This window comes from Streptomyces paradoxus (genome assembly GCF_014202475.1).
GTDB lineage: Bacteria > Actinomycetota > Actinomycetes > Streptomycetales > Streptomycetaceae > Streptomyces > Streptomyces paradoxus.
On record NZ_JACHGV010000003.1, the window covers coordinates 381,221 to 404,354 of the forward strand.

At 73.5% G+C, this 23,134-nt stretch carries 18 protein-coding genes; 11 read left to right on the top strand and 7 right to left on the bottom strand.

Annotation, left to right across the window (positions count from 1 at the left end; all coding sequences use genetic code 11):
- Positions 1-36 precede the first annotated feature (36 nt).
- On the bottom strand, positions 37-1,578 hold the full coding sequence (locus HNR57_RS11450) for a M23 family metallopeptidase (protein WP_376772219.1): 1,542 nt from the start codon (positions 1,576-1,578) through the stop codon (positions 37-39).
- Between the two features lie 219 nt (positions 1,579-1,797).
- Complete coding sequence (locus HNR57_RS11455; protein ID WP_184559461.1) at positions 1,798-2,661, bottom strand: esterase/lipase family protein; 864 nt, start codon at positions 2,659-2,661, stop codon at positions 1,798-1,800.
- Between the two features lie 524 nt (positions 2,662-3,185).
- On the opposite strand from HNR57_RS11455, the gene icmB reads away from it, so the two are divergent.
- Entirely contained in the window at positions 3,186-3,602 is a 417-nt protein-coding gene (gene icmB, locus HNR57_RS11460) for a coenzyme B12-dependent isobutyryl CoA mutase small subunit (protein ID WP_184559463.1), read from the top strand.
- 179 nt (positions 3,603-3,781) lie between these two features.
- On the opposite strand, the gene HNR57_RS11465 is transcribed toward icmB, so the two are convergent.
- Positions 3,782-5,458 (bottom strand): DUF5691 domain-containing protein, encoded by a 1,677-nt coding sequence (locus tag HNR57_RS11465; protein WP_184559465.1) that lies wholly within the window; start codon positions 5,456-5,458, stop codon positions 3,782-3,784.
- Between the two features lie 136 nt (positions 5,459-5,594).
- The gene (locus HNR57_RS11470; RefSeq protein ID WP_184559467.1) at positions 5,595-6,950 is read right to left on the bottom strand and encodes an SWIM zinc finger family protein; all 1,356 of its coding nucleotides are present in this window, start codon (positions 6,948-6,950) and stop codon (positions 5,595-5,597) included.
- A gap of 145 nt (positions 6,951-7,095) precedes the next feature.
- Here HNR57_RS11470 and HNR57_RS11475 point away from each other — a divergent pair, with 145 nt between their 5' ends.
- From HNR57_RS11475 to sucD, 7 genes are all read left to right on the top strand, one after another.
- Positions 7,096-8,226 (top strand): ATP-binding protein, encoded by a 1,131-nt coding sequence (locus HNR57_RS11475; protein WP_184559469.1) that lies wholly within the window; start codon positions 7,096-7,098, stop codon positions 8,224-8,226.
- 85 nt (positions 8,227-8,311) lie between these two features.
- Positions 8,312-10,720, top strand: coding sequence for a DUF5682 family protein (locus HNR57_RS11480; protein WP_184559471.1), 2,409 nt, complete (start codon positions 8,312-8,314; stop codon positions 10,718-10,720).
- A complete protein-coding gene (locus HNR57_RS11485) occupies positions 10,717-10,863 on the top strand; it encodes a hypothetical protein (RefSeq protein ID WP_184559473.1) in 147 nt (48 codons plus the stop codon). The genes HNR57_RS11480 and HNR57_RS11485 overlap by 4 nt, the downstream gene beginning before the upstream one ends.
- Positions 10,860-12,026 carry a VWA domain-containing protein gene (locus HNR57_RS11490; protein ID WP_184559475.1) on the top strand — a complete coding sequence of 389 codons (1,167 nt, stop codon included), beginning with the start codon at positions 10,860-10,862 and terminating at the stop codon, positions 12,024-12,026. Before HNR57_RS11485 ends, HNR57_RS11490 begins: the two co-directional genes overlap by 4 nt.
- 216 nt (positions 12,027-12,242) lie before the next feature.
- Complete coding sequence (locus HNR57_RS11495) at positions 12,243-13,472, top strand: hypothetical protein (protein WP_184559477.1); 1,230 nt, start codon at positions 12,243-12,245, stop codon at positions 13,470-13,472.
- Between the two features lie 550 nt (positions 13,473-14,022).
- Entirely contained in the window at positions 14,023-15,201 is a 1,179-nt protein-coding gene (gene sucC, locus HNR57_RS11500; RefSeq protein ID WP_184559479.1) for an ADP-forming succinate--CoA ligase subunit beta, read from the top strand.
- Between the two features lie 21 nt (positions 15,202-15,222).
- Complete coding sequence (gene sucD, locus HNR57_RS11505; RefSeq protein WP_062928672.1) at positions 15,223-16,107, top strand: succinate--CoA ligase subunit alpha; 885 nt, start codon at positions 15,223-15,225, stop codon at positions 16,105-16,107.
- A 101-nt stretch (positions 16,108-16,208) separates the two neighbouring features.
- Here sucD and HNR57_RS11510 read toward each other — a convergent pair whose 3' ends face one another.
- Positions 16,209-17,483, bottom strand: a complete 1,275-nt coding sequence (locus HNR57_RS11510; protein ID WP_184559481.1) for a helix-turn-helix domain-containing protein — start codon at positions 17,481-17,483, stop codon at positions 16,209-16,211.
- 96 nt (positions 17,484-17,579) lie between these two features.
- On the opposite strand from HNR57_RS11510, the gene HNR57_RS11515 reads away from it, so the two are divergent.
- Entirely contained in the window at positions 17,580-19,391 is a 1,812-nt protein-coding gene (locus HNR57_RS11515) for a cell division protein PerM (protein WP_184559483.1), read from the top strand.
- Between the two features lie 4 nt (positions 19,392-19,395).
- Here the strand turns inward: HNR57_RS11515 and HNR57_RS11520 are convergent, their stop codons facing one another.
- Entirely contained in the window at positions 19,396-20,187 is a 792-nt protein-coding gene (locus HNR57_RS11520) for a hypothetical protein (protein ID WP_184559485.1), read from the bottom strand.
- A gap of 306 nt (positions 20,188-20,493) precedes the next feature.
- Between HNR57_RS11520 and purN the strand changes: the two genes are divergently transcribed.
- A complete protein-coding gene (gene purN / locus HNR57_RS11525) occupies positions 20,494-21,132 on the top strand; it encodes a phosphoribosylglycinamide formyltransferase (protein WP_184559487.1) in 639 nt (212 codons plus the stop codon).
- Positions 21,129-22,694, top strand: coding sequence for a bifunctional phosphoribosylaminoimidazolecarboxamide formyltransferase/IMP cyclohydrolase (gene purH / locus HNR57_RS11530; protein WP_184559489.1), 1,566 nt, complete (start codon positions 21,129-21,131; stop codon positions 22,692-22,694). Before purN ends, purH begins: the two co-directional genes overlap by 4 nt.
- Before the next feature lie 52 nt (positions 22,695-22,746).
- Here purH and HNR57_RS11535 read toward each other — a convergent pair.
- A partial coding sequence (locus HNR57_RS11535; protein ID WP_184559491.1) for an ALF repeat-containing protein occupies positions 22,747-23,134 on the bottom strand: 388 nt, incomplete at its 5' end.

The window sequence follows — 23,134 nt, forward strand, 5'->3', positions numbered from 1 at the left end:
AGCCCCGTCGGCCGGACCGGCGGGGCTGCCGGGACGTTACGTCGGGTCGATGCCGTGGCTGCGCAGCCACGGGAGCGGGTCGATCGCCGAGCCGCCGGCCGGGCGCACCTCGAAGTGCAGGTGCGGACCGGTGGAGTTGCCGGAGTTGCCGGAGCGCGCGATCGCATCGCCCGCCTTCACGGTCGTACCCGAGGGGACCGTGTAGGTGGAGAGGTGGCAGTACCACGTCTCCGTGCCGTCCTTGGCGGTCACGATCATCATGTTGCCGTACGCGCTGTTCCACTGGGTGCGCACGGTGCCGTCGGTCGCGGCCATCACGGTCGTGCCGTACGAGACGGGGAAGTCGATGCCGGTGTGCAGGGACATCCAGTTGATGCCGGACTGGCCGTAGTAGGCGCTGAGTCCGTGCCGCGCGACCGGCAGGGCGAACTTGGGGCGCAGCCGCTCCTTGCGGGCCGCTTCCTCCGCCGCCCGCTTCTTCTCCGCCGCCTGCTGGGCCTTGAGGTCGATGCGCTCCTGCGTACGGCTGGCCCGGTCGGCGAAGTCGTCGGCGCCGGCGGAGAGGCTCTGCAGCTGGGTGTCCAGCTTGTTGTTGGCGGCGGCCGGCTTGACCGGCTGCGCGTCCGCCGCGGTCGTCCGCGCCTCGGCGGCACTGTCGTCGGCGAAGCCGCCGACCGAGGCGGCGGCGATCCCGGCGACACCCATCACACAGGCCGAGGGCACCGCGATGGTCATCAGCGCCGAGCGCTTGGGGGGTGTACGCCGGCGGGAACGGGAAGCGGCGCGCGAGGCCACCCGCGACGACGGGGCGGCGGGGGCGACATCTTCCTGACCGTCCAGGAGCGGGGTGACGACGGGCAGTTCACCGGTGGCGGCCGGCTCATCGCCGTCCGCGGCGGTGTCGTGGAAACCGGCCCCGGCGGACTCGTCGTGGGCGACCTGCTCGAACGTCGCGGTCTCGTGCTGGTCGAAGGTTTCGGCGGGGTGCTCGTAAGCGTCGGCTTCCGAAGCCGCGGTGCCGTCGGAGTTCCACTGTGTGGCGTCGTAGGCGCCCGTGTCGAAGGTCTGCGTGCCCCACTCCCACTGCTGGGTGTGGTCGGCGGGGTTGCCGGCCTGGTCCGGCTGGAGCCAGGCGCCGGACTCCCACTGCCCGGTGGCGTCGGGGGAAGGGGCCTGGGACGGGATGGCCGACATCGGCTGCTGCTCGGCCGTCCAGGAGGTCGTGTCGTAGACGCCCGTGTCGTAGGCGGCGTGGTGCTGGGCCGCGTAGGCGTCGTAGTGCACGTTCTCGTGCGTGCCGGTGGGCCAGTGGCCGGTGTCGTAGCTGCCCGTGTCCTGGCCGCTGCCCGGCATGTCGCCGAAGAGGGGGTCGGTCGCGAAGCTCGCGGTGACGTGCCCGGTGGCGTCGAAACCGGCGCCGTGGGTACCGGTGGGGTCAAATCCAGTGGCGGCGTAGTCGCCGTACGTGGTGAAGTCGCCGTACTGGGCTTCCTGGGTGCCGTACGACGCGTAGTGCGCGGAGGCGGCGTCGGAAGCCGGAGCCGGGGTCATGGTCCCCGACGGGTGACGGTCGTTCACCAACTTCTCTTTCGCCTCGACAACAGGGGCTGCCAGAGCAGTGCGGCGACTGTACCCGGCGGTACGCGGGCACGACAATCTTCGGCAGGTTTCGCGCGCGCAGGAAACGGGCATTCGGCCGTGTTTTGGCGGACGGCGGGCACGGGTTTGGCCCTGTGTTCGAAGTTTGTTCGAGGTTGATCGGTGCTTCGACGCCGAGTGATCGCTGTATGACGATTCTCAGGCGACCGTCAGACCGCCGGTGTGTTCGGCGGACGGTTCACCCGCGTGTGCCGTGTCCAGAACCTGCCGTATGCCGTTGGCGACCGCGGGGTGCACGGGCAGGGCGAGATGGCCGATGCCGGTCACGCGCACGTTCTGCGCCGTCAGATCGGGATGGTCGATGCAGGCCGTCTCCAGCGGGTCCATCACATGGTCCAGGTCGCTCCAGAAGCTGACGAAGTGCGTACGGCAGTCAGGGGCGGGCAGAGCGAGCTCCTCGAGCACCGGTGAGCCGGGGCGCATCTGGCGCACGATGGGGTGCGCGTCGGCGAAGGGCGCCACCCGGGTTCCGGAATGCGGCGTGCCGAGCGTGACCAGGGTCCGTACGCGCGTGTCGCCGCCGAGCCGCTGCACGTAATAACGCGCTATCAGTCCGCCGAGGCTGTGCCCGACGACGTCGACCCGGTCGGCCCCCGTGCGCTCGCAGATCTCCTCGATGTGCCGGCCGAGCCGTTCGGCGGCGACCCGTATGTCACAGGTCAGCGGCGAGTAGTTGAGGGACTCGATCTGCTGCCTGCCGTGCTGGGCGAGGCTGCGGCGCAGCAGGACGAAGACCGAGCGGTTGTCGATGAATCCGTGCAGCAGCAGGACCGGCGGCTTGGCCTCCGTGGGCAGTTGGGCGGCGCCGTCCGCGGGCAGCGCGGGGACGGGGGCGCGGCGCTCCTGGGTGATGCCCGACGGATAGAGGAGGAGGTGCCCGGCCAGGATCGCGATCTCCAGGGCGGTGGCCTTCAGGAGAGCCAGGGAGAGTCCCGCCAGTCTGCCCGGCAGCAGGCGCTCGCAGAACGGAAGAAAGGGCAGAGCAGCCCACGTGACCTTCATGGCCGACCTCCTGTCGGCACGCGGGAGGGCGCCTCCGCCCCCCGTGTGCCCTCGTGGAAAGCAGCTGCGAAGACGGCCGGCGATGACCGCGAGAGCGGCGTGAGCCGCGTGAGCTGCGGGGGCAGAGCGCGGCGTGTGGCGTATGTGACGCCGGTGGTGCGACGGAGGTCCCCGATAAGTGGGGTGACGAGGCTCCCCGCTGGTGCGCCGTGTCTGCCCTGCGTGCTGTGCGTGCGGTGCTTGCCCTGCGTGCTTTCGCCGAAGTGCCGTGCTGCCGCGGTCCGTGATGGGTGGTGCGGCGGAACGGCAACCCCGGTGCGGCTCCCCTTGCGCTTGTCCCATCGTGTGATTTCCCCCTCTGTATCCACCGCGAAACTGCCGGTTGCGGGATGCTGGAGATAACGTTCGTTCACTTGCCCGGACGGTTCGGGGTGAGGTGTTTGTGCGGTGCGGCGTGTACGTCTTGCCCGATGTGTGCGGTACTTGTCGGTACCGATGGATGTAGGCGCTTCATGGAGGCAGTGATGGGTGTGGCAGCCGGTCCGATCCGCGTGGTGGTGGCCAAGCCGGGGCTCGACGGCCACGATCGCGGGGCCAAGGTGATCGCGCGTGCCCTGCGCGACGCCGGTATGGAAGTCATCTACACCGGGCTCCACCAGACCCCCGAGCAGATCGTCGACACGGCGCTCCAGGAGGACGCCGACGCGATCGGGCTGTCCATCCTCTCCGGGGCGCACAACACGCTCTTCGCGGCCGTCATCGATCTGCTCAGGGAGCGGGACGCGGAGGACATCCTGGTCTTCGGCGGCGGGATCATCCCCGAGGCGGACATCCCCCTGCTGAAGGAGAAGGGCGTCGCGGAGATCTTCACGCCGGGCGCGACGACGGCCTCGATCGTGGACTGGGTCCGGACGAACGCCCGCCAGGCCGCGGAGGCGTAGGCCACCGGCGGACCGGCCCGGATGCCGTGGTCCGGCCCCGGCCGGTGCGCCCTCGGTTCGGCGGAGCCGATCGGCCGGGTGGCCGGTCGCGACTGCCTCCGGCGTCCGCCCCGGTCGTCGGCACGCCGCGCGGCAGTCGGCCACCGCAGGGCACCCGCCTCCGAATGCGCCGGCGAGGGTCAGGCCGCTCCCAGCTCCTCGGCCATCGCCGCACGCAGACGCAGGGTCGTGACCAGGCGCTGGAAGGCCTCCGCCCAGTAGCCCCCGGCTCCCGGCGACGCGTTCTCCGGTTCGTCGGGTACGGCCAGCAGCGCGTCCAGCCGGGATGCCTCGGACGGGTCGAGGCAGCGCTCGGCCAGGCCCATGACCCCGCTGAAACTCCATGGATAGCTCCCTGCGTCCCGAGCGATGTTGAGCGCGTCCACCACCGCCCGGCCGAGCGGGGCCGCCCAGGGCACCGCACACACCCCGAGCAGTTGGAAGGCCTCGGACAGGCCGTGCGCGGCGATGAACCCGGCCACCCACTCGGCCCGTTCGGCGGCGCCCAGCGTGCCGAGCAGCTTGGCGCGTTCGGCCAGGGACACCGCACCCGGCCCGCCCGCCTCCGGCGCCGACGGATCGCCGAGCAGCGCGCGTGACCACGCCGGGTCCCGCTGGCGCACCGCCGCCCGGCACCACGCCGCGTGCAACTCGCCCTGCCAGCCGTCCGCCACCGGCAGCGCCACGATCTCCCGGGGCGTGCGCCCGCCGAGCCGCCGCGACCACGTCCCGAGCGGCGCCGCCTCCACCAGCTGACCGAGCCACCAGGACCGCTCGCCGCGCCCCGCGGGCGCCTTCGCCACGACGCCGTCGCGTTCCATGCCCGGATCGCACTCGTGCGGCGCCTCGACGGCGATCACCGGAGTGGTCGCCGGGGTCTCTGCGGGTCCTTTCTCCCCGCCGGTCCCTCGGGGCGGGGAGGAGCGCATGTGGTCGATGGCGACGCACGCCTCCGCCCTGACCGCCATCCGGGCGGCGAGCGCCGAACCGGGCAGGGCCGACAGCAGTTCCGCGGCCGTCGCCCGGACATTGCGGCTGCGATCCGCCAAGGCCTGTTCCAGGAACGGCTCGTCGTCCGGGCCGAGGCCTTCGCGCAGCGAGTCGAGGAACATCAGCCGGTCCTCGGCCCGCTCCGTCGCCCAGGTCGTCGCGAGCAGGTCGCGCGCGGCAGCCGGGTCGCGAGAGCGCAGGGCGGACAGCAGGGCGACGCGTTCGGCGAACAGGCCCTCCTGCCACAACTGCCGGATCCTGTCGGCGTCCTCCAGGTGCGGCGGGGCCGCTCCGCCGCCCGGGGTCGCACGCAGGGCGAACCGCCAGTCCGGGTTCAGCCGGGCCAGCCACAGGGCTCGCGGCCCCGCGAACTCCAGCGCCGCCGGACGCAGGTCGGTACGCCCCCGGGCCGCGTCCAGCAACGCCGGGAGCACCTGCGGGGGCGGAGCGAAACCACGGGCGTTCGCCACCGCGAGCCACTGCGGCAGCAGCTCCGTCAGATCGGGCGCGGCGCCCCGCCGTCCGCCACCGGACGGGCCGGGGCGGTCGGCCAGCAGCATCGCCAGCCTGCGGGCGGCCGCCGGCGGCAACGCCGGACGGGCGTCCTCCGGAGCCGCCTGCGGACGCTCGGCCGCCCGCGCCGGACGCAGACCGGCCCGTCGCCGTACGGCCGCCACGGCCGCCGCGTCCAGCAGAGCCAGGGGTGCGTCCGGGCCCGGCGCGGTGCCCGGTGGGGTGCGCCGGTCGGTGCCCAGCAGCGCGGTGGTGACGAGCCCCTCCCAGGCGTCCGCGCCGGGCGCGTCCACAGGAGCGGAGGTCCTGGTCATGAGCTTCCTTTCCGCGGGGCGCCCGGTAGTTGAAGGCTCGCCCTTACCGGTTGTCCCGTGATGCCTGAAAAATGCGTCGGCCGATGGGATGGGTGAGGCCGGCCGAAGTGCGGCGGGCGGAGCCGCTGCCGCAGCCTCAGCACAGCGCGACCGCGTCGCCCGGACCCTCGGGCCAGGCCGTCAGCGGAGTGAAGCCCTGGTGGCCGCACTCGCCGAAGACCCTGACCGGAGCCCCGCCCGACAGGGCGACGAGCCGCCACAGGCCGGGCCGCGAACGCGCGGCGGGAGTGAGCGGCAGCGCCGTGTCCCCGTCGGCGTCCGCCAGCTGCCAGGAGTCGCCGTCCGGTGTGGGAACGACCCGGTCCAGCGTCACCGGGACGGACTCCAGCCACGGGTCGTCGCGCAGGGCGTCGCCGTAACGGGCCACCGCCTGGGACGTGGTCATCCCCGGCGGACGTATCGCCGCGGGCGCGGGCGGGGTGAACTGTTCGCCCAGGGCCACCCGCGGTTGGCCGGCGCCCGGGTACGCGGACACCTCCGCCTCCAGGCTCAGGCCCACCGGCAGCGTCAGCTCCGGGGCGCGGCCGGCGGCGCCGTAGGAAAGGAGCAGCACGGTGCGATGCGAGTCGGCGCCGTGCAGCCAGATCCGGCGGGTCGTCAGGCGCGGGTCCGTCGTGTCGTACTGGGCCAGGACCTGCCAGCGGTCGCGCAGCGGCGGGCCGTCCGCGGAGGCCGGGAGGCCGATGCGGGAGCGGACCGTGGCGGCGAGACCGGCCGGGAGCCGGTCGCGGCGCAGCCAGCCCCGCCCCAGGAGATGCAGCAGCGCGCACTCCTCCAGCAGCCGCACCGGCCAGCCCGGGCCGGTCGACGGGATCGCCCCCAATTCCCGCACCCGGCCCGCCAGTCCCTGGGCCTGGGCGTCGACCATGCGGGCCGCCGTCTCCTCCCAGAGGCCGTACCCCGACTGCTCCGCGGTCGCCAGACCACCGCGCAGCAGGTCGACCAGACGCTGCTCCAGCTCCACCGCGCCCGCCGAGACCCGCTCGGCCCGGCGCTCCGCACGCCGTCGCGCCGCCTCGGGATCAGCGGACCCGGACGGCGCAGCGGAGCCGGCCCCGGTCCTCTTCGCCTCCGCGCGCTCGCGCCGCCCCGCCGCCCACCGCGCGGCCCACTCCGGCGCCTGCCCCGGGGGCACCGCCGCGTCGTCGGCGGCCCAGAGCAGCAACAGCCCCAGCGCGTGCTTGCACGGGAACTTGCGGCTCGGGCAACTGCACTTGTACGCGGGCCCGGCGGCGTCCGCGATGTCCACGACCGTCTGATACGGCTTGCTCCCGCTGCCCTTGCACAGCCCCCACACCGTCCCCTCGTCGGAACTCCCCGCCTCGGACCACGGCCCCGCCGCGCCGAGTTTGCTTCCCGCTTTGCGTGATGCGGCGTCAGGCGCCAGTGCCAGCACCTGGTCCGCGGTCCAGCGCACCCCCTGCTGAGTCATGCCACCGAAGGTAGATCCCACCACTGACAATCGGGTCCGCCGACGGCTCCCGCAGGGCATTTCCGCAGGTCGGAACGCATTGTCAGTGGTGTGGTGCAACGTTGGCGACAGATCCGAACCGGCCGAGCTGGAGGGGGACTTTGCCATGACCGTGTCCGTGGAGCCGACGTCCGTCGAAGCGGGGGAGACGGGGCCGACCCAGGCGTTGCGACCGCACGCCGAGGACGCCTTCGCCCATGAACTCGCCGCGCTGGCCGCTCAGGACGACCGGCCGCGCCCGGCCCGCTGGAAGCTGTCGCCCTGGGCCGTCGCGACGTACCTGCTCGGCGGCACCCTGCCGGACGGCACGGTGATCAGTCCCAAGTACGTCGGCCCGCGCCGCCTCGTCGAGGTCGCCGTCACGACGCTCGCCACCGACCGCGCCCTGCTCCTGCTCGGCGTCCCGGGCACGGCGAAGACCTGGGTGTCCGAGCACCTGGCCGCCGCGGTCAGCGGTGACTCAACGCTGCTGGTGCAGGGCACCGCCGGCACCCCCGAGGAGGCCATCCGCTACGGCTGGAACTACGCGCAGCTGCTCGCCCACGGCCCGAGCCGCGACGCCCTCGTGCCCAGCCCCGTCATGCGGGCCATGGCCGACGGCATGACGGCCCGGGTCGAGGAACTGACGCGTATCCCGGCCGACGTGCAGGACACGCTCATCACGATCCTGTCGGAGAAGACGCTGCCGATACCGGAACTGGGCCAGGAGGTGCAGGCGGTCCGCGGATTCAACCTGATCGCCACGGCCAACGACCGCGACCGCGGCGTCAACGACCTGTCCAGCGCCCTGCGCCGCCGCTTCAACACGGTGGTGCTGCCCCTGCCGGAGAGCCCCGAGGCGGAGGTCGACATCGTCTCCCGGCGCGTCGACCAGATCGGCCGCTCCCTCGACCTGCCGGCCGCGCCCGACGGGCTCGACGAGATCCGCCGGGTCGTCACGGTCTTCCGCGAGCTGCGTGACGGGGTCACCACCGACGGGCGGACGAAGCTGAAGTCGCCCAGCGGCACGCTGTCCACCGCCGAAGCGATCTCCGTCGTCACCAACGGGCTCGCCCTGGCGGCCCACTTCGGCGACGGCGTGCTGCGGCCGGGCGACGTCGCCGCGGGCATCCTCGGCGCGGTGGTCCGCGACCCGGCGGCGGACCGCGTCATCTGGCAGGAGTACCTGGAGACGGTGGTCCGCGAGCGGGACGGCTGGAAGGACTTCTACCGGGCCTGCCGCGAGGTGAGCGTGTGAGCGACGCGGGGCGGTGGCCCCGGTCGACGGGACGGCGGACGCCCGCGGGACCGGGCGGGAACGTGCGGGACGGGAGGGGGATGAAGTGACCGGTGTGGAACAGGCCGCGGGCCGGGGGACCGGGGCGGGGCCGGTGCTGCTCGGGGTGCGGCACCACGGGCCGGGTTCGGCGCGGGCGGTGCGGGCGGCGCTGGAGGAGGTCCGGCCGCGGATCGTGCTGATCGAGGGGCCGCCCGAGGCAGACGCCCTGATCCCGCTCGCCGCCGACGAGGAGATGCGGCCGCCGGTCGCCCTGCTCGCCCACGCCGTGGAAGAGCCCGGCCGCTCGGCGTTCTGGCCGCTGGCCGGCTTCTCCCCGGAGTGGATCGCCCTGCGCTGGGCCCTGGAACACGACGTCCCGGCCCGCTTCATCGACCTGCCGGCCACACACACGCTGGCCTGGGGGAGGCAGGAGGACGCGGCGGGAACAGAGGGCGAACGTCCGCCGGCGGCCGAGGTGCCGCCGGCGGGGGACACCGGCCCCACCTCCACCGAGCTCCGGATCGATCCGCTCGGAGTGCTCGCCGACGCCGCGGGTTACGACGACCCGGAGCGGTGGTGGGAGGACGTCGTGGAGCACCGGGGTGCGGAGGAGGACGACGCACTCGCGCCTTTCACCGCGCTGGAGGAGGCCATGGGCGCGCTGCGGGAGACCTTCGGCAGCGGGGGCCACGGCCGGGATCTGGTGCGGGAGGCGTACATGCGGCTCCAGATGCGGGCCGCACAGCGGGAGTTCGAGGGTGGTGTGGCGGTGGTCTGCGGGGCCTGGCACGTGCCCGCACTGCGGCAGAAGACCACCGTCGCCGCCGACAGGGCGCTGCTGAAGGGGCTGCCCAAGGTCAAGGCGGACATGACCTGGGTGCCGTGGACGCACCGCCGGCTCGCCCGGACCAGCGGGTACGGGGCCGGCATCGACTCACCGGGCTGGTACGGGCACCTGTTCAGCGCCCCGGACCGGCCGGTGGAGCGGTGGCTGACCAAGGTCGCGGGGCTGCTGCGCGCCGAGGACCGGATCGTCTCCTCCGCGCACGTCATCGAGGCGGTGCGGCTGGCCGAGACGCTCGCCGCGATGCGCGGCCGTCCGCTGCCCGGCCTGAGCGAGACGACCGACGCCGTGCGGGCGGTGATGTGCGAGGGCTCGGACGTGCCGCTGGCACTCGTCCGGGACCGGCTGGTCGTGGGGGACGAACTGGGGGAGGTGCCGCCGTCGGCACCGGCGGTGCCGTTGCAGCGGGACCTCACACGGCTGCAACGCCGCCTGCGGCTGAAGCCGGAGGCGCTGGAGCGGGAGCTGGAGCTCGACCTGCGCAAGGAGAACGACGCCGCCCGCAGCAGACTGCTGCACCGGCTGCGCCTGCTCGGTATCGCGTGGGGCGAACCGGCCGCGTCGCGGGGCAGCACGGGCACGTTCCGGGAGACCTGGCGGCTGCGCTGGGAGCCCGAGCTGTCCGTGCGGGTCGCCGAGGCCGGAGTGTGGGGGACGACCGTCCTGTCCGCCGCGACCGCCAAGGCCGAGGCGGACGCCGTCAGCGCGGAGGGCCTCGCCGGCGTCACCGGTCTCGCCGAGCGCTGCCTGCTGGCCGAACTGCCCGACGCCCTGCCCACGGTGATGCGGGTCCTCGCCGACCGGGCGGCCCTCGACACGGACGTCGGTCATCTCGCCCAGGCGCTCCCGGCCCTGGTCCGCTCCCTGCGCTACGGAGACGTACGCGGCACGGACACCGGAGCCCTGGCGGAGGTCGCTGCGGGACTGGCCGAGCGGGTCTTCGTCGGTCTTCCCCCGGCCTGCGCCGCGCTCGACGCGGACGCCGCCGAGGAGATGCGGGGCCATGTGGACGCGGTGCACGGGGCCGTGGCCTTGCTGGGCGACGCCCCGGCGGCGGGGCACGCCCGGCTGAGAGGCCGTTGGCAGTCGGTACTGCGGGTGCTGTCCGGGCGGGACACCGTGCCCGGGGTCATCCGGGGGCGGGCCGTCCGGCTGCTGCTCGACGACGGGCAGCTGGCCCAGGACGAGGCGGCACTGCTGATGGGACTCGTCCTCTCGCCGGGCACACCGCCGGCGGACGCGGCCGCGTGGATCGAGGGCTTCGTCGGAGGGGGCTCCGGGGGCGGGATGCTCCTGGTGCACGACGAGCGGCTGCTCGGACTGGTCGACGCGTGGCTGACCGGGGTGCCGGCCGAGGCCTTCACGGACGTACTGCCCCTGCTGCGGCGGACGTTCTCCGCGTACGAGCCCGGAGTGCGCCGGACTCTCGGCGAACTGGTCCGACGCGGACCGGGAACCGGTGGCGGCGCGACAGCCGCCGGAAGCGGGGCACCCGGCTTCGCGGCCGATTTCGACACCGTGCGCGCGGACGCGGTGCTGCCGGTCGTGCGGCTGCTGCTCGGGCTGGACGAAATGGACGAGAACGCCGGCAACAACACCGGCAACAACCTGGCGGGGGTGACGGGATGACGACCGAGGCACTGAGGGAGCGGACGGCGGCACCGGAGGTGGGAGCCACCGTGGCGGGCGGGTTCCGGGCGGAGATGCGGCCGTCGACGACCGTGCCGGTGATCCCGCTGTGGGAGCGGCCTCAGAAGGGAGGGCGGGCATGACGTCCGAGGTCACGGACCGGGCGCAGGAGCGGCTGCGTCGCTGGCGGCTCGTCCTCGGGGGCGACGCGGCGGACGGCACCGGCTGCGCGCTGGCGGGGCAGGACGCGGCGATGGACGGAGCGCTCACCGCGCTCTACGGCAGGAAGGACGGCAGGTCACAAGGGGGCCGGGACCGTTCGGCGGGGCTCGGGGCGTCGGCGCCGTCCGTGGCGCGCTGGCTCGGGGACATCCGGACGTACTTCCCCTCCTCCGTCGTGCAGGTCATGCAGCGCGACGCCATCGACCGGCTGGGTCTCGCCACGCTGCTGCTGGAGCCGGAGATGCTGGAGGCGGTCGAGGCCGACGTGCACCTCGTCGGCACGCTGCTGTCGCTCAACAAGGCGATGCCGGAGACGACGAAGGAGACGGCCCGGGCCGTCGTGCGCAAGGTCGTCGAGGACCTGGAGAAGCGGCTCGCCACCCGCACCAGGGCCACCCTGACCGGCGCCCTCGACCGCAGCGCCAGGATCAACCGGCCCCGTCACCACGACATCGACTGGAACCGCACCATCGCGGCCAACCTCAAGCACTACCTGCCCGAGTACCGAACGATCGTGCCGGAGCGGCTCATCGGGTACGGGCGGGCAGCCCAGTCCACGAAGAAGGAGGTCATCCTCTGTATCGACCAGTCGGGATCCATGGCGGCATCGGTTGTCTACGCATCGGTGTTCGGGGCGGTGCTCGCCTCGATGCGGACGATCTCCACGCGACTCGTCGTCTTCGACACGGCGGTCGTCGACCTCACGGACCAGCTGGACGACCCGGTCGACGTGCTGTTCGGCACGCAGCTCGGCGGTGGCACGGACATCAACCGGGCGCTCGCGTACTGCCAGTCGCAGATCACCCGTCCCGCGGAGACGGTGGTCGTGCTGATCAGCGACCTCTACGAAGGCGGCATCCGCAACGAGATGCTCAAGCGGGTGTCCGCGATGACGGCGTCGGGCGTGCAGTTCGTGACGCTGCTGGCGCTCTCGGACGAAGGGGCGCCGGCGTACGACCGGGAGCACGCGGCCGCGCTCGCGGCGCTGGGGGCACCGGCGTTCGCCTGCACGCCCGATCTGTTCCCGGAGGTGATGGCGGCGGCGATCGAGAAGCGGCCGTTGCCGATACCGGACGCGGCGTGAGGGACGCTGTGTGAAGTGCCCTGGAGGAGGGGGCAGATGACGATTTGTCGATGGGTCGTCGTCCGACTTGGTGCAGCAAAACGGACATGATGGTCCATCGGTAAGCAAGGGCTTGCGCAACCTCCGCACTCCCGTGCGAGGATCGGCGCCTGCTCGGCCGTGCGGGGTGCCGGCCGGGCGGTACCGCTTCCGTCGCACGGGAGGAAGCTTCCCCTCTTGAGCTGGTCACCAGCCCTGTCCGGAGCCGCGTTGCGCACGCTGCGCACGGCGGCCGGACGGCGTGCGCTCGAAGTGGCGCTGCTGGTCGGCGGGTTGCTGGTCATGGGGCTGCTGTGGGGGGAGCAGGCCCATGCGGAGAGCGATGTCGGCGGTGTGGGGGCGCGGCCGGAGGGCAGGGCCTGGGGAGTCGTCAGCGGTCAGCGGCTCGTTCGGGGTGCCGGTGAGGTGGGGCGACTCGGGCGCCACGGGCCGGCAGACACGCTGGTGAAGGTGTCGCCGCCGTCATCGTCGTCCTCGCGGAGTCATCCGTCCGAGCGGCCGTCGCACGTGGGGCGGCCGGTGCTCGAGCGGCCGTCCAACGTGGAGCGCCCGGCGCCGGAGCGCCCGTCGCACATGGAGCGCCCGTCCCACGTGGAGCCTCCGGAGCTGTCCGGGTTGTCGTCGCACCCGCTGCTGCCGGACCTTCCGACCGTCTCGGGCCTCCCGGTTCCAGCCGACTTCCCGGCGTTGCCGTCCTCGCCTGGGCTGCCGCATCCCCCGGCGTTGCCTGAGCTGCCGCATCCCCCGGCGTTGCCTGAGCTGCCGCATCCCCCGGCATTGCCTTGGCTGCCGGACTCACCGGTGCCGCCCACCACGCCCGGGCTGCCCGACTCACCCGCGCTGCCGGACCTGCCGGACGGGCTGGACCCGTCGGTCCCGCCTACACCACCCGGCGACCCCGCCGTAGCGCTCCCGGAAACACCCGCTCCACCCACTCCTCCCGCCTTCCCCGCCCCTGTAACGGCCGACCCGCAGCCGGGCGGGCCGTCGGCGACGGCGGCGACGCCCGCTGACGAAGCCGGTCCCTCGCCGCAGGCCGGTAAACCGGGCACCGCGGCCACCGGCCACGAGCCCCACCCCGCTCACGCGGGCCCGGCGGGCTCAGGCATCCACGCCCGCCACCTCAGATCCGCCCACCCCCTCGGCCGCCCCAGTCACCCCAGCCGCCCCGGAACCTCCCCGCACGCGGGACGTACCCCGGCCGCCGGCCACTCGCCCGGCGGCTGTCCCGGCGGCGTGCTCGGCAACCGGTGCATGGCCGACAGCGGCTCGTCGCGGCACGGGGATGCCCAGGCCGTCATCCCGAGCCCCGGGGCGCCGCTCACGCTCGTGTCGGGTGCGGAGGCCCGCACCTCCGGGGCCGGCACCCGGTGCGGTCACCGGGGCATCCCCCTTTTCCCCGGTTAGCACGGACGGCCGTCGAGGTCTCCCCGCCGCAGGCCCGCCCCCGGGGGGTGGAGAGCTCCTCGCCCGGCCGGCCCCGGCCCGGGGTGCCCCGCGGCACCCCTCCCGCTCCCAGTGCTTCACGAGGCGTCACGCCCGGACTGCCGAAAGCCGTCGGTGGTCCGAGGCCGCAACCTCGTGGATGGGTCGGGCGGCCCCCATTGGGGTGGGGACCGCCCGGCCAGGCGCCCCGGAGAGCCGGGCCCTGAACAGGGCCTTCGTGCTCCCTCCGGGGTGTCCGGCGGGCCTCACCGGGTCAACCCCATCCCGGTGAGGCCCCTCACCACCGGCACGCCGTGCCAGTGCGCGCGGCATCATGTGACAGGTATCACCGCTCAGGTGTGACCCTCGATTTAGAGGCCCCCCGGAAGCAGCGATAACCTGCGAGACGGACATGCCGCGCGCTCGGACACCGTGTGCGCCTCCCTTGTGACAGACAGCGGACGTCACGTTGCCCTCGCGGCACGCCCACGCAGACAACGAACCGCGAGATCACTGATAGGGACGGAAGCGCGTGGACCTGTTCGAGTACCAGGCGAGGGACCTCTTCGCCAAGCACGATGTACCGGTGCTGGCCGGTGAAGTCATCGACACGCCTGAGGCGGCCCGCGCAGCCACCGAGCGCCTCGGTGGCAAGTCCGTCGTCAAGGCCCAGGTGAAGGTCGGCGGCCGTGGCAAGGCGGGCGGCGTCAAGCTCGCCGGCACCGCCGACGAGGCGGTCGAGCACGCGACCAACATCCTCGGCATGGACATCAAGGGCCACACGGTCCACAAGGTGATGATCGCCGAGACGGCCCCGGAGATCGTGGAGGAGTACTACGTCTCCTTCCTCCTGGACCGTGCCAACCGCACCTTCCTCTCCATCGCCTCCGTCGAGGGCGGCATGGAGATCGAGGAGGTGGCGGCCACCCGCCCGGAGGCCGTCGCCAAGACGCCGATCGACGCCAACGAGGGTGTCACCGAGGCCAAGGCCCGCGAGATCGTCGCGGCCGCCAAGTTCCCGGCCGAGGTCGCCGACAAGGTCGTGAACGTCCTGGTCAAGCTGTGGGACACCTTCATCAAGGAGGACGCCCTCCTGGTCGAGGTCAACCCGCTGGCCAAGGTCGCCTCCGGTGAGGTCATCGCCCTGGACGGCAAGGTCTCCCTGGACGAGAACGCCGAGTTCCGTCAGCCGGAGCACGAGGCCCTCCAGGACAAGGCCGCGGCCAACCCGCTCGAGGCCGCCGCCAAGGAGAAGAACCTCAACTACGTCAAGCTCGACGGCGAGGTCGGCATCATCGGCAACGGCGCGGGTCTCGTCATGAGCACCCTGGACGTCGTCGCGTACGCCGGTGAGGCGCACGGTGGCGTCAAGCCCGCCAACTTCCTCGACATCGGTGGTGGCGCCTCCGCCGCCGTCATGGCGAACGGCCTGGAGATCATCCTCGGCGACCCGGACGTCAAGTCCGTCTTCGTCAACGTCTTCGGTGGCATCACCGCCTGTGACGAGGTCGCCAACGGCATCGTCCAGGCGCTGCAGCTGCTCGCCGACAAGGGCGAGGAAGTCACCAAGCCCCTCGTCGTCCGTCTGGACGGCAACAACGCCGAGCTGGGTCGCAAGATCCTCTCCGACGCCAACCACCCGCTGGTCCAGCGCGTGGACACCATGGACGGCGCGGCCGACAAGGCCGCCGAGCTCGCGGCTGCGAAGTAAGGGACGAGGGACTAAACAGCCATGGCTATCTTCCTCAACAAGGACAGCAAGGTCATCGTCCAGGGCATGACCGGTGCCACGGGCATGAAGCACACCAAGCTCATGCTGGCCGACGGCACGAACATCGTCGGTGGCGTGAACCCCCGCAAGGCGGGCACGTCCGTCGACATCGACGGCAACGACATCCCGGTCTTCGGCACGGTCGCCGAGGCGATCGAGAAGACGGGCGCCAACGTGTCCGTCCTCTTCGTCCCGCCGGCCTTCGCCAAGGCGGCCGTCGTCGAGGCCATCGACGCCGAGATCCCGCTCGCGGTCGTCATCACCGAGGGCATCGCCGTCCACGACTCGGCCGCGTTCTACGCCTACGCCGTGTCCAAGGGCAACAAGACCCGGATCATCGGCCCGAACTGCCCCGGTCTCATCACCCCGGGCCAGTCCAACGCCGGCATCATCCCGGGCGACATCACCAAGCCGGGCCGCATCGGCCTGGTGTCGAAGTCCGGCACGCTGACGTACCAGATGATGTACGAGCTGCGCGACATCGGCTTCTCCTCCGCCGTCGGCATCGGTGGCGACCCGGTCATCGGGACGACCCACATCGACGCCCTCGCCGCGTTCGAGGCCGACCCCGACACCGACCTGATCGTCATGATCGGTGAGATCGGCGGCGACGCCGAGGAGCGGGCCGCGGCCTTCATCAAGGAGAACGTGAAGAAGCCGGTCGTCGGCTACGTCGCGGGCTTCACCGCGCCCGAGGGCAAGACCATGGGCCACGCCGGCGCCATCGTCTCCGGCTCCTCCGGCACGGCCGCCGCGAAGAAGGAGGCCCTGGAGGCCGCCGGCGTCAAGGTCGGCAAGACGCCGACCGAGACGGCCAAGCTGGCCCGCGCCATCCTCGCCGGCTGAGCAGCGCCGCACGGCTCACAGACGGGCCCGCTCCCCGCAGGGGGGCGGGCCCGTCGCCGTTTCCACCCATGGTTTCCACGGCTCTTTCCCGAAGGCCGGCGTCACCACGGCTGGGGCAGCAGCCGGTCCGGCCCTCGCTGCTCCTCCTTGCGCAGCTTCGCCCGCAGCTTCCGCTCCGACTCCGACAGCGGCCCGGGCGCCATCCGCGGCGGTACGCCCTGGACCGTCTCCCCCTCGGGCACCGGCGGCTCGTAGTGGGTCGGGGCGGTGCGCACGGTGAGGGCCGTCGTGCCGATCAGGGCGATCGTGAAGGCGATGGCGGCCCGGGTCCAGAAACGGGCCCGGCGTTCCCCGGCCTTGCGCACGACCGACGGTTTGGCCGCCCGCAGCCGCTCGACGGAGGCCAGTTCGACCAGCCGCCAGTGCAGCGTCTCGGGGTCCGCCAGTTCCGGCAGCCGCTCGGCGACCGCCTCGCGCGCGTGCGCCAGCCGGTTCACGGCCGCACGGGTGCTCGCCTCCGTCTCCGCCGCCGTCTCGGGCAGGCCGAGCCCGACCCCGTCGTAGAGCACCAGGGTGCGGCGGTAGCACGGCGGGAGGTTCAGCAGGGAATCCATCAGCGTGCGGTCGAACGCGTCGGGCGGCGGCGGCTCGGGATGCCGGTAGCGCGGCCGGAAGCGGTGCCACGGGGAGAGCGCGCACTCGTACGCCATCGCCCGCACCCAGCCCGCCGGGTCGCGGTCCCGGGCCACCTCGGGCCAGTGCTGCCAGGCGATCTGGAAGGCCCGCTCCACCGACTCCCGGGCCAGTTCGCGGCGGCCGGTCAGCAGATAGGTCTGCCGGACGAGGGCGGGGGCGCAGAAGGCGTACAGCGCGTCGAAGGCCTGATCGGGGGTCAGGGCGGCGATGGCGTCGTCCGGTCGGCGCGGGGGTGCCGTCCGCGGGCGTTCGGCGAGGATGACGCGGTGCCCGTGCGGGACGGAGGTGTGGCTCCGGTCGGGGACGGTGACGGGGCCGCGGCCCCGGTCCTTCGCTGCGGGTCGTTTCCGGTCGGGGGCGGCGGTCTTGCGCCGGGTGCGTGCGGCTCTGCGCGAGAGGACCGCACCGGGCTCCGGTTCCGGGTCGCCGGAGTCGGCGGCGCCCTCCTGAGCGGGCGTCATTCCCGCCTCGTCGCCGTGCGATTCGAGCGATCCGAGCAGCTTCGCGTACTTCTCTGCCTTGCGGCCGCGCGGCGTGGAGCGGCCGGTCTCCCACCCGCGCACCGTCTCGCTGGTGACACCCACCCGGGAGGCCAGCTGAGCCCGCGTCAGCGAGGCGGCCTCGCGCAGGCGCCGGCGCTCCTTGGGCGGCGGGAGCTGGATGGCAGGGCTCTGTGTCACAGGGCACGCCTCCGTCCGGAAAAGAACATAAGCGTATTTTTAGCGACACAGCGAAGGTTCGCCTGTTACGGCGGTAAAGCGTGTGTCGTTGGGACCATGGCGGTCGTGATCGAGATGACCGCCCGCCGACGTTCGCCGGCACCCCTGCTCACCCGGCTGCGCGACCGTTCGCCCGGGCTGGTCGGCGGCCTCACGGAGGGTGCGCTCGCGGCCGGCCTCGGGCTCGCGTCGTTCGCCGTGCTCGTGATGCTGCTGTGGATCAGCTCGCCCTACCCGGACAGCGGGCCCGGTGGCGCCATGCACGTGGCGGCGGCGCTGTGGCTGCTGGCGCACGGCGCCGAGCTGGTCCGCACCGACACGCTCTCCGGCGTCCCCGCCCCCCTCGGCGTACCGCCCCTGTTGCTGCTCGCGCTGCCGGTGTGGCTGCTGCGCCGGGCGGCGCGGGACGCCACGGACCGCGGGAGAGGAGACGAGGACGACGACTTCGAGGAGTACCCCGAGGCGCTCGCGGACCCGCCCCTGGTCTCCCCTCGCGTCGCGTGGACGGGCGTCGTCCTCGGCTACCTCGCCGTCGCCGCGCCCGCCGCCCTGTACGCCGCGGGCGGGGTGCTGCGGCCGTCGTGGGTGTGGACGGGCCTGTCCGTCCCGCTGGTCGCCGTCGTGGCGGCGGGGGCGGGCGTGTGGTCGGCGTACGGCCGCCCGGGCCGGCCGCTGCGGCGGCTGCTGGACCTGCTGCCGAAAGGAGCGCGCCCGCTGGTGCTCGGCCCGGACGGGCGCCCCGGTGTCGCGGCCCGGGCCGCGGCGTCCGGGGCGGTGGTGCTCCTCGGGGGCGGTGCGCTGCTGGTGGTGGCGTCGATGGTGGGCCATGGTGCGGCGACCCAGGCGTCGTTCTTCCGGCTGACCGAGGGGTGGTCGGGGCGCTTCGCCGTACTGCTGCTGTGCGCGGCCCTGGTGCCGAACGCGGCGGTGTGGGGCGCCGCCTATGCCCTCGGCCCGGGCTTCGCGCTCGGCGCCGGCCACACCGTCGGCCCGCTGGCCTCGGCGCCGGCTCCGTTCCTGCCGCCCTTTCCGCTGCTGGCGGCGGTGCCGGAGGCGGGGAAGGGGGCGCCGGTGCACTGGGCGGCCGGGGCGGTGCCGGTGGTCGCCGCGCTGGTCGTGGGCTGGACGGTGGCTGAGGGCGCGGCCCCCGCGGAGGGCGGCGGGACGAAGCCTGGCGGCGAGCGGGCCGCGGTCTGGTCGGCCGGCCGCACCGCCCGTGCCGCCGCGCTGGCTTCGCTGCTCTGCGCGGCTGTGCTCGCAGGGCTGGCCGCGCTGTCGGGCGGCCCCATCGGTTCTGCCGTGCTGTCCCGCTTCGGCCCGGTGTGGTGGCAGGTCGCCGCGGCGACGCTGGCCTGGCTGGGACTGCTGGCGATCCCGACGGCGGTCGGGGTACGGGCCTGGCGGTGCCGCTCGTCCCGGGCCGAGGAGCCGAAGACCGGCAAGCAGAGCGACGAAGCGGCCGAAGGCGCCCGGGGACCACGGCGGCTCCGGAGGCACGCCCGCGGCTGGTTCACGCGCACCGGCGTCGCAGGGGTGGCCGGAGCCGCCGAGGGCGCCCGGGACGCCGGAGGGGCGGGGCGGGACGAGGTCGGCGGAGACGTCTGGGGTTTCGGAGATCCCGGGGTCGCCCGGGGAACCGAAGACGGGGGCCGCACCGGGCCCGACGCCTCACCGGTCGGCGGCACCCCGTCGCCCCATCCCCTCGACCCCACCCCGCAGGCGCCCCGCGTCCCCCACGGGCCGGGCCCGCGCGACCAGGAGTACGAGACGGACTTCGGGCTCTACGACTTCCTGACGTCCGACCCGGCCCCCGAGCCGTACGACGCCCCGGCCCCGCCCGGCCGGCCCCGCCCGCCGGAAACGCCCTGAAGCGTCAGCCGTCCGTCCCCAGCAGCCCGCGGAGCTGCTCCGGCAGCAGCTCGGAGCAGGACTGCTTCGCCTCGTTCGTGAGGGCGTCGTTGGTGCACGTGTAGTAGTCGCGGTAGACCAGCTGGGCCGTGAAGGACGCGGCGACCAGGGCGATCGCCAGCGACGCCGTGACCAGGCCGCTCACCGCCGCCGTCGTCTGGGGGCGGCCGCCGCCCTGCTGCCCGGGGGCGGGGGAGGACGGGTCGGGCCTGCGGGGCTTGGCGCGCAGCGAGCTGATGGCCCAGTACAGGGCGAGCGCGCCGAGCAGCAGGGCCACGTACGGCCAGCTGAAGAGGGCGAAGAAGAAGGCCCACATGCCCGACAGCAGGGCGTAGCGCGCCCGGCGCTGCGCGGGGTCGGTCGGGTCCCAGCGCACGTTCGGGCCGCCGCCCTGGGGGCCGCCCTGGCCCTCGGGCCCGCTGCGGGGGCGATCACCGAAGCCGCCGGAGGAGCGGCCGGGCTGCTGGTCGCTCCACTGGCTGCCCCAGGGCGAGCGGTCTCCACGGCCGCCCTGGGAGTCCTGGGAGTCGTCACCCGAGGGGCGCCGCGGCTGCCAGGGCCGGTCCGGCGTGCCCTCGGGCGGCGGGGCGAAGGGGTTGTCCTCCTGGGACCCGCGGCCCCGCTCCTCCCCGCCGTCGCCGCCCGAAGGCGCGTCGGGCGGTGAGCTGGGGCGCTCCCGCAGCAGCACGGCGCCGCGCTCCCCTCCCTGTGGGGACAGCTGGGGGAACGTGAGGAGTCGCAGGCTGCGGTCCGGCATCAGGTGAGCGTCTTCCCGTTGGTGAGGAGGAATGAGTGGACAGGACGGAACGGCGTCGGACCCGGGTCCGTCACCTCCTGAACGCACCACGTCCGGACGTCGTTCCCGAACCGGCTCCGTCCAGACGCTACCTCCCGGCCCTGCCCCCGTCCCGTGGGGGCCGCCCGGTGTGCCGGTATCGTTGCTGACGGTCGGCCGGTTCGTAGGCTTCCCCGTATCCGGGGACGCAAAGCATTCGTATGAATGTACAAAACGTCGGATGCCGGCCGCCTTGGACAGACGCTCCCCCGAGAAAGGCCCACCACCGTGGCCGCCAAGCCCGTGGCCCCGCGCGCCAAGCGCCTCGTCGTGCTGGTCTCCGGATCCGGCACCAACCTGCAGGCGCTGCTCGACGAGATCGCCGCCACCGGTGCGCAGGCGTACGGGGCCGAGGTCGTGGCCGTCGGCGCGGACCGCGAGGGCATCGAGGGGCTGGCGCGTGCCGAGCGGGCGGGGCTGCCCACCTTCGTGTGCAAGGTCAAGGACCACGGCAGCCGCGAGGAGTGGGACGCCGCCCTCGCCGAGGCCGTCGCCGCCCACGAGCCCGACCTCGTCGTCTCCGCCGGGTTCATGAAGATCGTGGGCAAGGAGTTCCTCGCGCGGTTCGGGGGGCGGTTCGTCAACACGCACCCCGCCCTGCTGCCCAGTTTCCCGGGAGCGCACGGCGTGCGGGACGCGCTCGCGTACGGCGCCAAGGTCACCGGCTGCACCGTCCACTTCGTCGACGACGGCGTCGACACCGGGCCGATCATCGCGCAGGGCGTGGTGGAGATCCGGGACGAGGACGACGAAGGCGCTCTCCACGAGCGCATCAAGGAAGTCGAGCGAAGGCTGCTCGTCGAGGTCGTGGGGCGGCTCGCCCGCAACGGCTATCGCATTGAGGGACGAAAGGTAGTTATCCAGTGACCGCCGAGAGCAACAAGCGGCCCCTTCGCCGGGCGCTCGTCAGCGTCTACGACAAGACCGGTCTGGAGGACCTCGCGCGCGGGCTCCACGAGGCCGGGGTCGAGCTGGTCTCCACCGGCTCCACCGCCGCGAAGATCGCCGCTGCCGGCGTCCCCGTCACCAAGGTCGAGGAGCTCACCGGCTTCCCCGAGTGCCTGGACGGCCGGGTGAAGACGCTGCACCCGCGCGTGCACGCCGGCATCCTCGCCGACCTGCGCCTGGACAGCCACCGCGAGCAGCTCGCCGAGCTGGGTGTCGAGCCGTTCGACCTCGTCGTCGTCAACCTCTACCCGTTCCGCGAGACCGTCGCCTCCGGTGCCTCGCCCGACGAGTGCGTCGAGCAGATCGACATCGGCGGGCCCTCGATGGTCCGGGCCGCCGCCAAGAACCACCCCTCGGTCGCGGTCGTCACCAGCCCGGCCCGCTACGCCGACGTGCTCAAGGCCGTCCAGGGCGGGGGCTTCGACCTCAGCACCCGCAAGCGGCTCGCCGCCGAGGCCTTCCAGCACACGGCCGCCTACGACGTGGCCGTCGCCTCCTGGTTCGCCTCCTCCTACGCGCCCGTCGACGAGTCGCGGTTCCCCGACTTCCTCGGCGCCACCTGGGAGCGCGAGCACACCCTGCGCTACGGCGAGAACCCGCACCAGCCCGCCGCGCTCTACGTCTCCCCGGAGGGCGGCGGCCTCGCCCGGGCCGAGCAGCTGCACGGCAAGGAGATGTCGTACAACAACTACACGGACACGGACGCCGCCCGCCGTGCCGCGTACGACCACGCCGAGCCGTGTGTCGCGATCATCAAGCACGCCAACCCCTGCGGCATCGCCGTCGGCGCGGACGTCGCCGAGGCGCACCGCAAGGCGCACGCCTGTGACCCGCTGTCGGCGTTCGGCGGCGTGATCGCGGTCAACCGCCCGGTCAGCAAGGAGATGGCGGAGCAGGTCGCGGAGATCTTCACCGAGGTCATCGTCGCGCCCGGCTATGAGGACGGGGCCCTGGAGGCCCTCACCAAGAAGAAGAACATCCGCGTGCTGCGCTGCGCAGAAGGGCCCACCGCCCCGGTCGAGGTCAAGCCCATCGACGGCGGCGCGCTGCTCCAGGTGACCGACCGCCTCCAGGCCGACGGCGACGACCCGGCCGACTGGACGCTGGCGACCGGCGACGCGCTGAGCGCCGACGAGCTGGCCGAGCTGGCCTTCGCGTGGAAGGCCTGCCGCGCGGTGAAGTCCAACGCGATCCTGCTCGCCAAGGACGGCGCTTCGGTGGGCGTCGGCATGGGGCAGGTCAACCGCGTCGACTCCGCGAAGCTGGCCGTCGAGCGGGCCGGTGCCGAGCGCGCGGCCGGTTCGTACGCCGCGTCCGACGCGTTCTTCCCCTTCCCGGACGGCCTGGAGATCCTCACCGAGGCCGGGGTCAAGGCTGTGGTGCAGCCCGGCGGTTCCGTCCGCGACGAGCTGGTCGTCGAGGCCGCGCAGAAGGCCGGCGTCACGATGTACTTCACCGGCACGCGGCACTTCTTCCACTGAGACCGGTGACGGACGGAGCGGGCCGGCTGCACCGCCGGCCCGCTCCGGCGTGTCAGCCGTCCACCTCGTAACGTCCGACCTCCAGGAAGTACCGCAGCTCCTCCGGGGTGCCGTCGATGGCGTCCTCGGCGGCCGCGCGGAGCGCCGCGCTGATGCCCGGGTCGGCCAGGATGCGGGCGACGGCGACGCGGTCGTCCTCGGCCCGGGCGAGGCGGTAGCCGGTTTCGAGGAAGGCGCGCAGGGCTTCGGGGGTGTTGGTGTCGAGGGCCTTGGTGGCTTCGCGTTTGACGCCGCGGCCGGAGTCGGGGGCGGAGAGGATGCGGACGATGGCGACGCGGTCGTCTTCGGCCCGGGCGAGGCGGTAGCCGGTTTCGAGGAAGGCGCGCAGGGCTTCGGGGGTGTTGGTGTCGAGGGCCTTGGTGGCTTCGCGTTTGACGCCG